12 protein-coding genes and 4 tRNA genes are annotated in these 13,679 nt (G+C 52.0%); 1 reads left to right on the plus strand and 15 read right to left on the minus strand.

Annotated features, from left to right (window positions below):
- Positions 1 to 91: 91 nt before the first annotated feature.
- From rpoB to rsmD, 14 genes are all read right to left on the minus strand, one after another.
- Complete coding sequence (gene rpoB, locus H9Q10_RS09810; RefSeq protein ID WP_197903804.1) at positions 92 to 4,273, minus strand: DNA-directed RNA polymerase subunit beta; 4,182 nt, start codon at positions 4,271 to 4,273, stop codon at positions 92 to 94.
- Between the two features lie 196 nt (positions 4,274 to 4,469).
- Positions 4,470 to 4,841 carry a 50S ribosomal protein L7/L12 gene (gene rplL / locus H9Q10_RS09815; RefSeq protein ID WP_197903805.1) on the minus strand — a complete coding sequence of 124 codons (372 nt, stop codon included), beginning with the start codon at positions 4,839 to 4,841 and terminating at the stop codon, positions 4,470 to 4,472.
- Between the two features lie 48 nt (positions 4,842 to 4,889).
- The gene (gene rplJ, locus H9Q10_RS09820) at positions 4,890 to 5,393 is read right to left on the minus strand and encodes a 50S ribosomal protein L10 (RefSeq protein ID WP_197903806.1); all 504 of its coding nucleotides are present in this window, start codon (positions 5,391 to 5,393) and stop codon (positions 4,890 to 4,892) included.
- A gap of 232 nt (positions 5,394 to 5,625) precedes the next feature.
- The gene (gene rplA / locus H9Q10_RS09825) at positions 5,626 to 6,321 is read right to left on the minus strand and encodes a 50S ribosomal protein L1 (protein WP_197903807.1); all 696 of its coding nucleotides are present in this window, start codon (positions 6,319 to 6,321) and stop codon (positions 5,626 to 5,628) included.
- Positions 6,321 to 6,752 (minus strand): 50S ribosomal protein L11, encoded by a 432-nt coding sequence (gene rplK, locus H9Q10_RS09830; protein ID WP_197903808.1) that lies wholly within the window; start codon positions 6,750 to 6,752, stop codon positions 6,321 to 6,323. The genes rplA and rplK overlap by 1 nt, the downstream gene beginning before the upstream one ends.
- A 100-nt stretch (positions 6,753 to 6,852) precedes the next feature.
- The gene (nusG, locus tag H9Q10_RS09835) at positions 6,853 to 7,395 is read right to left on the minus strand and encodes a transcription termination/antitermination protein NusG (RefSeq protein WP_197903809.1); all 543 of its coding nucleotides are present in this window, start codon (positions 7,393 to 7,395) and stop codon (positions 6,853 to 6,855) included.
- Between the two features lie 14 nt (positions 7,396 to 7,409).
- Entirely contained in the window at positions 7,410 to 7,865 is a 456-nt protein-coding gene (gene secE, locus H9Q10_RS09840) for a preprotein translocase subunit SecE (RefSeq protein ID WP_197903810.1), read from the minus strand.
- 75 nt (positions 7,866 to 7,940) lie between these two features.
- Positions 7,941 to 8,016: transfer RNA gene (locus tag H9Q10_RS09845), tRNA-Trp, on the minus strand.
- A 7-nt stretch (positions 8,017 to 8,023) separates the two neighbouring features.
- Positions 8,024 to 9,208 (minus strand): elongation factor Tu, encoded by a 1,185-nt coding sequence (tuf, locus tag H9Q10_RS09850; RefSeq protein WP_197903811.1) that lies wholly within the window; start codon positions 9,206 to 9,208, stop codon positions 8,024 to 8,026.
- Positions 9,209 to 9,257: 49 nt separating this feature from the next.
- Positions 9,258 to 9,332, minus strand: a tRNA-Thr gene (locus H9Q10_RS09855).
- A 13-nt stretch (positions 9,333 to 9,345) separates the two neighbouring features.
- A tRNA-Gly gene (locus H9Q10_RS09860) sits at positions 9,346 to 9,419 on the minus strand.
- A gap of 23 nt (positions 9,420 to 9,442) precedes the next feature.
- Positions 9,443 to 9,526 (minus strand) — tRNA-Tyr (locus tag H9Q10_RS09865).
- A gap of 105 nt (positions 9,527 to 9,631) precedes the next feature.
- Positions 9,632 to 9,889 (minus strand): YfhL family 4Fe-4S dicluster ferredoxin, encoded by a 258-nt coding sequence (locus tag H9Q10_RS09870; RefSeq protein WP_067595242.1) that lies wholly within the window; start codon positions 9,887 to 9,889, stop codon positions 9,632 to 9,634.
- A gap of 201 nt (positions 9,890 to 10,090) precedes the next feature.
- Positions 10,091 to 10,660, minus strand: coding sequence for a 16S rRNA (guanine(966)-N(2))-methyltransferase RsmD (rsmD, locus tag H9Q10_RS09875; RefSeq protein WP_197903812.1), 570 nt, complete (start codon positions 10,658 to 10,660; stop codon positions 10,091 to 10,093).
- A 118-nt stretch (positions 10,661 to 10,778) separates the two neighbouring features.
- On the opposite strand from rsmD, the gene H9Q10_RS09880 reads away from it, so the two are divergent.
- On the plus strand, positions 10,779 to 11,015 hold the full coding sequence (locus H9Q10_RS09880) for a GlsB/YeaQ/YmgE family stress response membrane protein (RefSeq protein WP_197903813.1): 237 nt from the start codon (positions 10,779 to 10,781) through the stop codon (positions 11,013 to 11,015).
- Between the two features lie 265 nt (positions 11,016 to 11,280).
- Here H9Q10_RS09880 and topA read toward each other — a convergent pair whose 3' ends face one another.
- A complete protein-coding gene (topA, locus tag H9Q10_RS09885; protein ID WP_197903814.1) occupies positions 11,281 to 13,581 on the minus strand; it encodes a type I DNA topoisomerase in 2,301 nt (766 codons plus the stop codon).
- Positions 13,582 to 13,679: the final 98 nt, after the last annotated feature.

Below are 13,679 nucleotides of genomic sequence, written 5' to 3' on the forward strand. Positions count from 1 at the left end.
TTACGGGCTGATTCGGCAGAGGGAATGCCGCCTGTCAAAACAAGCCGCTGCCATTTTCAGGTAGCCTCTGAGGCTACCTGAAAATTTCCGCCTAATAGCGCTCCATATCGATATCCAAGCCCAGCGAACGGATTTCTTTCACCAGCACGTTGAAGGACTCCGGCATGCCGGCTTCGATTTTGTGTTCGCCCTTCACGATGTTTTCATACATTTTGGTGCGGCCGGTCACGTCGTCCGATTTCACGGTCAGCATTTCCTGCAGCGTGTAGGCGGCGCCGTAAGCCTCCAGCGCCCACACCTCCATCTCACCGAAACGCTGGCCGCCGAACTGCGCCTTACCGCCCAGCGGCTGCTGGGTAACGAGCGAATACGGGCCGGTGGAGCGGGCGTGCATTTTTTCGTCCACCAAGTGGTGCAGCTTCAGATAGTGCATCACGCCCACGGTCACCTTGCGGTCGAACGGTTCGCCGGAGCGGCCATCATACAGGGTGATCTGGGTTTTGGTGTCGTTGAAGCCGAGCTTCTGCACTTCGGGGTCGTCGCTGGGGTAGGCCAGCTCGAGCATGTCGTAGATTTCCTGTTCTTTGGCACCGTCGAACACAGGCGAGGCAAAGGTGGCGCCGCTCTTCAAGTTTTCGGCCAATTCGAGGATCTCCGCATCGCTGAGCGACTTGAGGTCTTCCTTCTTGCCGCTGCCGTTGTACAGTTTTTCCAAGAAGGCGCGGATGTCTTTCACCTTGCGCTCTTCGGCCAGCATCTTCTCGATGCGCTGACCGATGCCTTTGGCAGCCCAGCCCAAGTGTACTTCCAGAATCTGGCCGATATTCATACGGCTCGGTACGCCCAGCGGGTTGAGCACGATGTCCACGGTGCGGCCATCTGCCATATAGGGCATGTCTTCCACCGGCAGGATGCGCGATACCACGCCTTTGTTACCGTGGCGGCCGGCCATTTTGTCGCCTGCCTGCAAACGGCGTTTGATAGCAATGAACACTTTGACCATTTTCTGCACGCCAGGAGGCAGTTCGTCGCCCTGAGTCATTTTCTTTTTCTTGATTTCGTACTGTTCATCGGCCTCTTCACGCTTCTGTTGCAGCGAAAGCTTAATCAGCTCCATCTGCTTGGCGATGTCTTCATCGGCCACGCGGATATCAAACCAGTCGTGCTTGGTGGGCAGGGAAGCCAGGTATTCGGCAGTAATTTCCTTGCCTTTGCCCAACTTCAGCGGGCCGCCGTTGGCTTTCTGGCCGACGATCATGCGCTCTACGCGGTCGAAAGCGTCGTTGTCGAAAATACGCAGCTGGTCGCCCAAGTCTTGGCGGTAGCGTTTCAGTTCGCCGTCGATAATCGACTGGGCGCGTTTGTCGCGCTGGATGCCTTCACGGGTGAACACCTGCACGTCGATAACCGTGCCACTCATACCGGTGGGCATACGCAGCGAAGTGTCTTTCACGTCGGAGGCTTTTTCGCCAAAGATGGCACGCAGCAGTTTTTCTTCCGGTGTGAGTTGGGTTTCACCCTTGGGCGTTACCTTGCCCACCAATACGTCGCCGGCTTCCACTTCGGCACCGATGTATACGATGCCACTTTCATCCAGGCGGTTTTGCATACGCTCGGAAAGGTTGGGGATGTCGCGGGTGATTTCTTCCGCGCCCAGCTTGGTATCGCGTGCCACTACGTTCAGCTCTTCGATGTGGATGGAGGTGTAGCGGTCGGCGGCGGCCACTTTTTCGGAAATCAGAATCGAGTCTTCGTAGTTGTAGCCGTTCCAAGGCATGAAGGCAATGGTCATATTCTGACCGAGCGCCAGTTCGCCCAAATCGGTGGAGGCGCCGTCGGCAATCAGGTCGCCGCGCTGCAACACGTCGCCGGCTTTCACGGCCGGACGCTGGTTGATGTTGGTGGACTGGTTAGAGCGTGTGAATTTCACCAAGTTGTAGATATCCACGCCCACTTCGCCGGCCACAGTTTCTTCGTCGTGTACGCGCACCACGATACGGTTGGCATCCACATATTCCACCACGCCGCCGCGGCGGGCCACGATGGCAGTAGCCGAATCTACGGCCACGGAACGTTCGATACCGGTGCCGACCAGCGGTTTTTCGGCACGCAGGCAGGGCACGGCCTGGCGCTGCATGTTGGCACCCATCAAGGCACGGTTGGCGTCGTCGTGCTCCAGGAAGGGAATCAGCGAGGCGGCCACAGATACCACTTGGCCGGTGGCCACGTCCATGTATTGCACGCGGTCTGAGGTGGCCATAATGGTTTCGCCTTTTTCGCGGCAAGTGATTAAATCGCCTTTCAGGTAGCCTTTCTTATCCAATTCGGCATTGGCCTGGGCAATCACATAGCGGCCTTCTTCGATGGCAGACAAGTAGTCGATTTGATCGGTTACTTGGCCGTCCACCACGCGTCGGTACGGCGTTTCCAAGAAACCGTAATCATTGGTGCGTGCATACACCGACAACGAGTTGATCAAACCGATGTTCGGACCTTCCGGCGTTTCGATCGGGCACACGCGGCCATAGTGGGTCGGGTGTACGTCGCGCACCTCGAAGCCGGCGCGTTCGCGGGTCAAGCCGCCCGGGCCGAGCGCGGATACACGGCGCTTATGGGTCACCTCCGACAGCGGGTTAGTCTGATCCATAAATTGCGACAGCTGGCTGGAACCAAAAAATTCTTTGATGGCGGCGGATACCGGCTTAGCATTGATCAAATCAGTTGGCATCAGATTGTCGGCTTCGGCCTGATTCAGGCGTTCTTTAACGGCGCGTTCGACACGAGCCAAACCCGAGCGGAATTGGTTTTCGGTCAACTCGCCCACAGAACGCACACGGCGGTTGCCCAAGTGGTCGATATCGTCCACTTCGCCATGGCCGTTGCGCAGCTCAACCAAAGTGGCAATAGAAGCCACAATATCTTCAGTGCTGAGGATGAATCCGCCTTTTTCGGCTCCGCCGGCTAGCGTTTCGCTCAATAAACGGCCAAACCAAGAATGCTTCTGGTCTTCGCTCAGTTTTTGCTCGTATGTGCGGGTGTTAAACTTCATACGGCCAACACGAGACAAGTCGTAGCTGGCTTCGTTGAAGAACAGTCGGTCAAACAGCATCTCCACCGCTTCTTCAGTCGGCGGCTCGCCGGGACGCATCATGCGGTAGATGGCAATACGGGCAGCAGTTTGATCAGCGGTTTCGTCCACTCGTAAAGTGGAAGAAATATAACCGCCATGACCCAGCTCATTGATATACAGGGTCTGAATTTCCGTTACACCCTGAATTTCCAACTGAGCGAGCAATTCTTCGGTAATTTCGCTATTAGCTTCCGCCAGCACTTCGCCGGTATCGGGAACAATCACATCCTTACCCAGCACCTTGCCGACCAAGGCTTCTGTTTCCACGTGCAACCGTTTCAAGCCGGCTTTCTCAATATCGCGCAATGCTTTAGCTGTAACACGCTTGCCAGCGGCAACCAATACTTTGCCATCCTGATCGCAAATATCGGCTTTAACTGTCTCACCTTTCAAGCGAGACAATACCAAATCAGTCTCTATGCCTTCTTTGGTCAGATAAAATGTTTCTTTATCATAGAAAATGTCGAGAATCTGTTCTGCCGTATAGCCGAGTGCTTTCAACAAAATAGTCACTGGCATTTTACGGCGGCGGTCAATACGGAAATACAATAAATCTTTCGGATCAAACTCCAAATCTAACCAAGAACCACGATACGGAATAATGCGGGCAGAGAATAAAAGTTTACCGGAAGAATGGGTCTTACCTCGATCATGTTCAAAGAATACACCGGGAGAGCGGTGCAATTGAGACACGATAACGCGTTCTGTACCGTTGATGATAAAAGAGCCATACGGCGTCATCAGCGGAATTTCTCCCATATATACTTCATTTTCACGAACCTCTTTCACCACATTGGGCTTGGATGATTCTTTATCCAAAATCACCAGCCGAATGCGGGCGCGCAATGGGGCGGCATAAGTAATGCCACGCAGCTGGCATTCTGCAATATCAAATAACGGCTCACCCAAGGTGTAATGAGTAAACTCCAAACGAGCATAGCCATTGTGGCTTACAATCGGGAAAATAGAATTAAACGCCGCCTGCAAGCCCTCGTCTTGGCGTTTGTCAAAAGCACAATCCTGCTGAAGGAATTTGTGATAAGACTCCAACTGCGTTGCCAGCAGGTAAGGCACTTCCAGTACACTGTCCCTTTTAGCAAAGCTCTTTCTAATACGCTTCTTTTCAGTGAACGAATAACTCATTGCAAAACACTCCAAATAATAAGAGATATGGATTTCATCTTTTAATGCAGGACAACATCTCGCACAGCATTCAAATTTACATATATTTGCGATTATCACAAACCTAATAGCAAATATATGTAAAATATTAGGAATCTATACTTTTTAAGCGAAAGAAGGCTGGCAGATTTCTGCCAGCCTGTTCACATTAGACTGCTTATTTGATTTCGACTTTGGCGCCAGCCTCTTCCAACTGTTTCTTAATTTCTTCAGCTTCAGCCGGCGTAACACCTTCTTTAATGGTTTTCGGAGCACCGTCAACCATATCTTTGGCTTCTTTCAAGCCTAAGCCGGTAATGGTACGAACCACTTTGATCACGCCAACTTTCTGATCGCCGGCGGCAGCCAAAATTACATCCACTTCAGATTTCGCTTCAGCTTCACCAGCAGCACCAGCGGGACCAGCTGCAACAGCAACTGCGGCAGCGGAAACACCAAACTTGGTTTCAAATTCTTTAACCAAGTCATTCAGTTCCATTACTGTCAGGTTACCAATTGCTTCCAAAATGTCTTCTTTAGAAATAGCCATGCTATAAACTCCTAATTAAATAAATAACAAATAACAAATAAATTTCGATTAAGCAGCTGTTTCTTCACCAGCTTTTTTCTCAGCCAAAGCAGCCATGCCGCGGGCCATGCCAGACAAAGGAGCCTGCATGAGGAATAGCAATTTAGACAGCAATTCTTCACGGCTCGGAATAGCGGCTAGGGCACCCACCTGAGCGGCATCCAAAACTTTGCCGTCATATGAGCCTGCCTTAACAATCAGCTTCTCATCTTTCTTAGAGAACTGGTGCAATACTTTTGCCGCCGCAACCGCATCTTCAGATGCGGCATAAATCAACGGGCCGACCATGTGCTCAGCCAGTTCGGCAAAAGAAGTACCTTCCACCGCACGACGTGCCAAAGTGTTTTTTAACACTCTCAAATACACACCTTCTTTACGTGCATTAGCACGCAATTCAGTCATGCTGGCAACACTGATACCGCGGTATTCGGCAAGCACCATGGTCTGAGCATTGCCGATACCGGCAACAATCTCTTCCACCACTGCTTTTTTAGTTTCGATACTAAGACTCAAGGTCTACCTCCTACTGTTTATCAAAGGATATCTATCGATATCCCACCAGTTCGGCAACCTGAAAAGACATTTTGCAAACAACTAGTTGCATATACCTCAGGACTACCGTCTGCGTAGGGTAATTATTAAATCTTAACGATCCCTACGGTCTTGGACTCTACTTATAGCAAGTACAAGCAGTCCGTTTTCAGGTAGCCTCTTAGCACAGCCAAAGGCTACCTGAAAATTTCACTTAACTATTAACGCTACCAACATCCACGCGTACGCCCGGCCCCATAGTGCTGGATAGAGCAATCTTCTTCAAATACTGCCCTTTACTTGCCGCCGGCTTAGCTTTAACCACGGCATCCAACAATGCATCAAAGTTTTCACGCAATGCGGCGGCCTCAAATGAAGCACGTCCAATAGTGGCATGAACCACACCGGCCTTATCAGTACGGTATTGAACCTGACCGGCCTTGGCATTACGCACGGCTTCCGCCACGTTAGGTGTAACCGTGCCCACCTTCGGGTTAGGCATCAAACCACGCGGACCCAAAATAGTACCCAGCTGACCCACAACACGCATGGCATCTGGGGAGGCAATTACAACATCAAAGTCCAAATTGCCTTTTTTTACTTCAGCAGCCAAATCGTCAAAACCAACGATATCAGCCCCAGCTTCTTTAGCTGCTTCAACGTTTGCGCCTTGGGTAAATACAGCAACGCGTACTGTCTTACCAGTACCCTTGGGCAACACTACAGAACCGCGAATGACTTGATCAGACTTACGTGAATCAACACCCAAGTTGATGGCCACATCAACAGACTCATCAAACTTAGCAGTAGCTGTTTTTTTAATCAACTCAATTGCTTCATCAATCGGATAATGCACGTTCGAATCAACAGAAGAACGAAGCTCTTGGAAGCGTTTAGATGATTTAGTCATTACACACCCTCCACATCCAAGCCCATTGAACGGGCAGAACCAGCAATCGTACGGACAGCAGCATCCAAATCAGCTGCAGTCAGGTCCGGCTCCTTAGTCTTAGCAATTTCTTCCAATTGCGCGCGACTAACCTTACCCACTTTATTAGTTAGCGGATTTGAACTACCTTTTTGCAATCCTGCTGCTTTTTTCAGCAGAATACTTGCCGGCGGAGTCTTCATTACAAATGTAAAAGACTTATCCGCAAACGCAGTAATTACCACTGGAATTGGCAATCCCGGCTCCACATTCTGTGTTGCCGCATTAAATGCCTTACAAAACTCCATGATATTCAAACCACGCTGCCCCAAAGCCGGACCAACTGGTGGAGAAGGGTTTGCCTTCCCTGCAGGAATCTGCAGTTTAATATATCCTACAACTTTCTTTGCCACAATTAGCTCCTAAACGGGTAAATACGCAGAACTTTCTGCTCCCCAAAAATCGAACTGCTTATTATAAAGGAATATTTAGCTTCTTGCCAAGCGGTCAGCATTAGATTTTTTCAACTTGGCTAAAATCCAACTCAACAGGAGTCTCTCTTCCAAAAATTTGCACTAAGACTCGCAGCTTATTCCTCTCATAATCCACATCATCCACAAGACCATTGAAATCAGAAAATGGCCCTTCACTCACCCTAACCTGCTGCCCAACCTCAAACTCAACTCTAGGCTTAGGCTTTTTCTCGCCACCAGAAGCATCAGCAACTTGAGACATAATAGCATCAACCTCTCTCTGCGTAATAGGCAAAGGCTTATTAGCCGTACCTCCAATAAACCCATTCACCCGAGGTGTACTTTTAACCAAATGCCATGATTCATCCGTCATTTCCATTTCAATCAGCACGTAACCTGGAAAAAACTTTCGCTCGCTAACTGTTTTCCGCCCATTTTTTACACCTACAACCTCTTCAACGGGTACTAAAATTTGGCCAAAAAAACTCTCCATCCCTTCCCTAGCAATGCGTTCTTTAAGGGTTTTTTGGACATTTTTTTCAAACCCAGAATAAGCTTGGATGACATACCAATTCTTAGCCATTACCTCCCCTCCTATCACTTACCGCTACTTAGCGCAACTAATAGCCACACCAAAAATGTATCTACCAGCCACAAAAATACCGTCATTACAGCTGTAAAAACTAATACAAAAAAAGTATTGCGCCATGCCTCATTTCCAGCTGGCCACACTACTTTTTTTATTTCCGTAATAGAATCTTTAATATACCGAATTAATTTTGGCCCTGTATCACACCATACAAAAATGATCAGCACTGCCAATAATATGGAAGCACCTAATAATATCCAACGAATATATAGTGATTGCTGAGTTAAAAGAGAAAAAGCTGTAGCCCCACCCAAAACCAGCATTGCCGCTAACAACAACTTAATTGTATTTCCCAGTCGGCTTTTCTTTTGAATACTTTGCACCCGATCACGTGACTCATGTCGTGACGATTTCGCAGATAGGGTAACAGCCATCTCTTTTGCTTTTTGCTTACGATCACTCATTTAGCAATCATCCTAAATTCACACTTAAATAAAATACAAAATTAAAGACTAACCGGCGAGCCGGTTAGTCTTTTTTGGCAGGCCAGGAGGGTCTCGAACCCCCAACCCTCGGTTTTGGAGACCGATACTCTACCAATTGAGCTACTGGCCTCTAAACCTTAAGCGATTACAGAAGCAACCACACCGGCACCTACCGTACGGCCACCTTCGCGAATCGCAAAGCGCAAGCCTTCTTCCATCGCAATCGGGGCAATCAGTTCTACGGTAATGGTTACGTTCTCGCCGGGCATCACCATCTCTACGCCGGGTTCCAGTTCTACAGCACCGGTTACGTCTGTGGTGCGGAAGTAGAATTGCGGACGGTAGTTGGCGAAGAACGGGGTGTGACGGCCGCCTTCTTCTTTGCTCAATACGTACACTTCGGCTTTGAACTTGGTGTGCGGGGTGATGCTGCCGGGTTTGGCCAGCACTTGGCCGCGTTCCACTTCTTCGCGCTTGGTACCGCGCAGCAGTACGCCTACGTTGTCGCCTGCCTGGCCTTCGTCGAGCAGTTTGCGGAACATTTCGACGCCGGTGCAGGTGGTTTTCTGGGTGGGTTTCAGGCCGACGATTTCGATTTCGTCGCCAACGTGGATAACGCCACGTTCTACACGGCCGGTTACCACGGTACCGCGGCCGGAGATGGAGAATACGTCTTCAATCGGCAGCAGGAAGGGTTTGTCGATGGCGCGCTCAGGAGTGGGAATGTAGCTGTCGAGAGCGGCGGCCAGTTCGAAGATTTTTTCTTTGTAGCCAGCATCGCCTTCGAGGGCTTTGAGGGCGGAACCTTGTACGATGGGGCAGTCGTCGCCGGGGAAGTCGTAGCTGGAGAGCAGGTCGCGGATTTCCATTTCTACGAGTTCGAGCAGCTCGGCGTCATCTACCATGTCGCATTTGTTCATGAATACGAGGATGTAGGGTACGCCTACCTGACGGGCGAGTAGGATGTGTTCGCGGGTCTGGGGCATGGGGCCGTCGGCGGCGGATACGACGAGGATGGCGCCGTCCATCTGGGCAGCACCGGTAATCATGTTTTTCACGTAGTCGGCGTGGCCGGGGCAGTCTACGTGGGCGTAGTGGCGGTGCTCGGTTTCGTATTCTACGTGGGCGGTGTTGATGGTGATGCCGCGGGCTTTTTCTTCCGGGGCGTTGTCAATCTGGTCGTAGGCTTTGGCCTGTCCGCCAAATTTCTCAGCCAAAATGGTGGTCAGCGCTGCGGTCAGCGTGGTCTTACCATGGTCAACGTGACCAATGGTGCCAACGTTTACGTGCGGCTTGCTACGTTCGAATTTTTCCTTAGCCATGGCAATTTCCTTAGCTTAAATAAAAGTTAACAGAAGGGATAAAATCAGATGGTGCCCATGGGCAGATTTGAACTGCCGACCTCTCCCTTACCAAGGGAGTGCTCTACCCCTGAGCTACATGGGCCTTAAAAGTTTATTGGAGCGGGTGAAGGGAATCGAACCCTCACCGTAAGCTTGGAAGGCTTCTGCTCTACCATTGAGCTACACCCGCACTTATTGCCCCAAACATCAATGTGGTGGTGGGAGAAGGATTCGAACCTTCGAAGCTCTCGCAACAGATTTACAGTCTGCCCCCTTTGACCGCTCGGGAATCCCACCAAAAGAGAGCGCGAATATAGCCTTTTTCACAAATACTCGTCAAGCAATTTTTTAAGCTATTTTCTCAGCTCTTGCCAACGCAATATTTTTACAACAAATTCTGCATCACGCTTTTTTCAGCAAAATGATTTTTTCGTATTTTGCGCGCAACTGCTCTTCGCTTTCCGGGTTTTCCTCGTCGATCAAAATGCAGTCCACCGGGCATACCTGCTGGCATTGCGGCTCATCGTAGTGGCCGACACACTGCGTGCACAGGTTCGGATCGATCTCATAGATTTCCTCCCCCTGCGAAATGGCGTCGTTGGGGCACTCCGGCTCGCATACGTCGCAGTTGATGCATTCGTCAGTAATAAAAAGAGACATTTTTTTCCTCTTCAGTGCTTTTCTATAGCGGATTAGCTTTAAACCAGCACAGGGGCGGCAGGCCGCCCCTGTTTAAAGCTGATCCGCTGTAATTATCCAAAACCGAAGGCGCGGGATTATAGCACAAGCCGGTTTTCAGGTAGCCTGTTCTCGGCTGGAAAATATAAAATTTCTCCTTTGAGAACAGTTATTAAATGCAACTCACCCCAGCCCGCATACCAGCAGCGCATACCGGCTCAAGCCCGAACGGCCTTCTTTCAACACAGCCAAATACTCAGGCAGCGGCGGAAACTCACCCGCCTCTACATATACCCGCGTTCCGGCCTGCAAACGCGGTTGCAAAAGTTCAAACAACCGCACCCATTCCTGCCAAACAAACGGCGGATCGAGGAACACCACATCAAACCCTTCCTGCGCCGCAGCCAAATAATCCAACGCCTCTCCCGTGTGCACGCTCACTTTTTCAGGTAGCCCAAACTCGCGCACCTGTTGTTGCAAAGCGGCTGCAGTCCGCCGGTTGCTTTCCACCAATACCACTTTGGCCGCATGGCGCGAGGCCGCTTCCAGCCCGAGCGCGCCGCTGCCGGCAAACAAATCCAGCACGCTTTTCCCGGCCAAATCCTGCCCCAGCCAGTTAAACAGGCGCTCGCGCACGCTGTCTGCCGTAGGGCGCAGGCCTTCTGCCGAGGCGAATTTGATTTTGCGCCCGCGGTGCTCGCCGCCGATGATGCGGACTTGGTTGCTGTGTTTGCTGTTGTTTTTTGTTTTCATGCTGTTAGACGATCGTTTTATTTTTCAGGTAGCCTCTTTGTGGCAGCCTTTCGCTTGAAAAGCCGCCCGCTTCCCTAATATGGTTACCACCTATCCACACCACAAAGGAAACCCCAACATGATCAGCACCATCATTATCGGCTTCATCATCGGCGTATTGGCCAAATTCCTGTATCCCGGCGCGCAACGGCTGGGCATCATCATGACCACGCTGCTGGGCATCGGCGGCTCGGTGGTGGCCAGCTGGGTCGGGCAGACGATGGGCTGGTATGCCATCGGCCAACCGGCGGGCTGGATTGCTTCCACGCTGGGCGCCATAGCCATTTTAGCTATTGTTTCGGGCTTGCGGAAATAAGGCCGCATGCCGCCGCGAACCAAAAGCAGCCTCAACCGATAGCGGTTTGCAGGCTGCTTTTTTGCGTGCAGTTGCCCTCCTGTCTGGTGAGGCTACCTGAAAATGATACCTTGGCACAGCCCAAGCTAAGTTTCTGCGAAGTTAAAACCGCAAACCCTCTTCAGGTTTTCAGGTAGCCTGCCGACCGAATGCAAATACCTGACGGAAGGCTACCTGAAAATCTTTGGCGGAATTTTCAGGTAGCCTTTTGTTGAACTCAGACGGCTCAAGCCTTCGGTGCGGGCGGCTCGATTTGCTCTTTCCAGCCGCACTCTTTCTGCGGGCAGACTTTTTCCACGCCCCAGCGTTTGGTGGTTTTGATGGTGAGCACCGGCCAGTGGCATTTCGGGCATTCTTCGGCGATGGGCGGGTTCCAGGTGGCGTAGTCGCAATCGGGGTAGGTGTTGCAGCTGTAAAACAGCTTGCCGTAGCGCGACTTGCGCTCTATCAGATGGCCTTTGCCGCATTTGGGGCAGGCCACGCCGGTGTCTTTCGGTTTTTCCAAGGGCTCGATGTGTTTGCACTTGGGATAGTTGGCGCAACCGATGAATTTGCCGAAACGGCCTTTTTTATACACCAGCTGACCGCCGCATTTGGGGCATTCGCGCCCTTCCACAATGGTGGGCTCTTCGGCGGCTTTGGCGGCTTCTTCGGCGGTTTCGTTGAGGTTGCGCGTGTAGTCGCAATCGGGGTAGCCGGAGCAGGCGATGAAGCGGCCGCGTTTGCCGAATTTGATTTGCAGCTTGTGCTGGCCGCATTTGGGGCAGGTTTCATCCAGCTCTTCGGTGGTGATTTTGGCGCGCTCGATGCCGGCTTTTTCTTCAATCTGCTTGTGGAAGCCTTTCCAGAATTTGTCCATCACCGGAATCCACTGCCGCTTGCCGCTGGCGATGTCGTCGAGCTGGTCTTCCAGCTTGGCGGTGAAATCGTAATCCACGTATTGGGTGAAGTGTTCGGTGAGGAATTTGTTGACGATTTCGCCGGTGTCGGTGGGCAGGAAGCGGCGCTGATCCACGGTGACGTATTCACGGTCTTTCAGCGTTTTGATGATGCTGGCGTAGGTGGAGGGGCGGCCGATGCCGAATTCTTCCAGCGCTTTCACCAGTGTGGCTTCATTGAAGCGGGGCGGTGGCTGGGTGAAGTGTTGCTCGCCGTAGAGCTTGTCCACCGGCAGGGTTTCGCCGGATTCCAATTCGGGCAGCTTTTTGTTGTCTTCATCTTCGTCGTCTTCGTCGTGCCCTTCCTGATACACGCTCAAAAAGCCGGCAAACACCAACACTTGGCCGGTGGCGCGGAACACGCCTTCGCCCACGCTGATGTCCACCGTAGTGGCGTCGAACTTGGCTTCGGCCATCTGACAGGCCATGGTGCGCTGCCAAATCATCTGGTAGAGCTTGAATTGGTCGGCGCTCAGGAAAGGCTTCACGCTTTCGGGCGTGCGGTATACCGAAGTGGGGCGGATGGCTTCGTGCGCCTCCTGCGCGTTTTTCGATTTGGTGCGGTACATGCGCGGCGACTTGGGCAGGAAATCGGCGCCGATTTTGTTGTCGATATAGTGGCGGATTTCGGCCAGCGCGTCTTGCGACAGGGTTACGCTGTCGGTACGCATATAGGTAATCAGGCCCACCGAGCCTTGGCCCACGTCCACTCCTTCAAACAGCTGCTGCGCGGTGCGCATGGTGCGGTCGGTGGTGAAGCCGAGCTTCCGCACGGCATCTTGCTGCATGGTGGAGGTGGTGTAGGGCGCGGCGGGCTTGCGGGTGGCCTTTTTCTTGGCCACTTCCAGCACCTGCGCCGGCTTGCCCTGCATGGCGGCCAACACTTCCGCTTGCGCGGCTTCGTTGCCTAAGGAGAATTGCTCCAGCTTATTGCCCTGCCAATGCGTGAGCTTGGCGCCGAATTTCTGGCGGCCTTTGTGGCTGTCAAGATGCACGCTCCAGTATTCCTGTGTTTCAAAGGCACGGATTTCGTTTTCGCGCTCGCAAATCAGGCGCAGGGCGGGGCTTTGCACGCGGCCGGCGCTCAGGCCGCGGCGGATTTTCTTCCACAGCAGCGGAGAAAGGTTGAAGCCCACCAGATAATCCAACGCGCGCCTGGCCTGCTGCGCGTCCACCAAGCCCATATCCAGCTTGCGCGGCTGCTTCAGCGCTTCCTGCACGCCTTTTTTGGTCACTTCGTGGAACACCACGCGCTGAGTGCGCTCTTCCAGGTTTTTGATGCCGCGTTTGGATTTGAGGATTTCGTAGATATGCCAGGAGATGGCTTCGCCTTCGCGGTCCGGGTCGGTGGCCAGGTAGAGGGTGTCGGCTTCTTTGGCGGCGGCCACGATGGCGTCGATGTGTTTCTTGCTCTTGGCCGGCACTTCGTATTTCATGGCGAAATCGTGCTCGGGATCAACCGCGCCGTTTTTCGGCACCAAATCGCGCACGTGGCCGAAGGAAGCCAACACTTCAAAATCGCTGCCCAAATATTTTTTAATCGATTTAATCTTGTTGGGAGACTCAACAATCAGCAGGTTCTTCGACATTATTTCCTCGCAAAATAAGTTGTGGCTGCCGGCTTCCAACGGCGCCGAAGCCAAGTTTTCAGGTAGCCTTATCGTTTGTTTGGTTTGCTTGCGGCAAA

The organism is Eikenella glucosivorans (genome assembly GCF_016025525.2).
In the GTDB taxonomy this organism is placed as follows: Bacteria; Pseudomonadota; Gammaproteobacteria; order Burkholderiales; family Neisseriaceae; genus Eikenella; species Eikenella glucosivorans.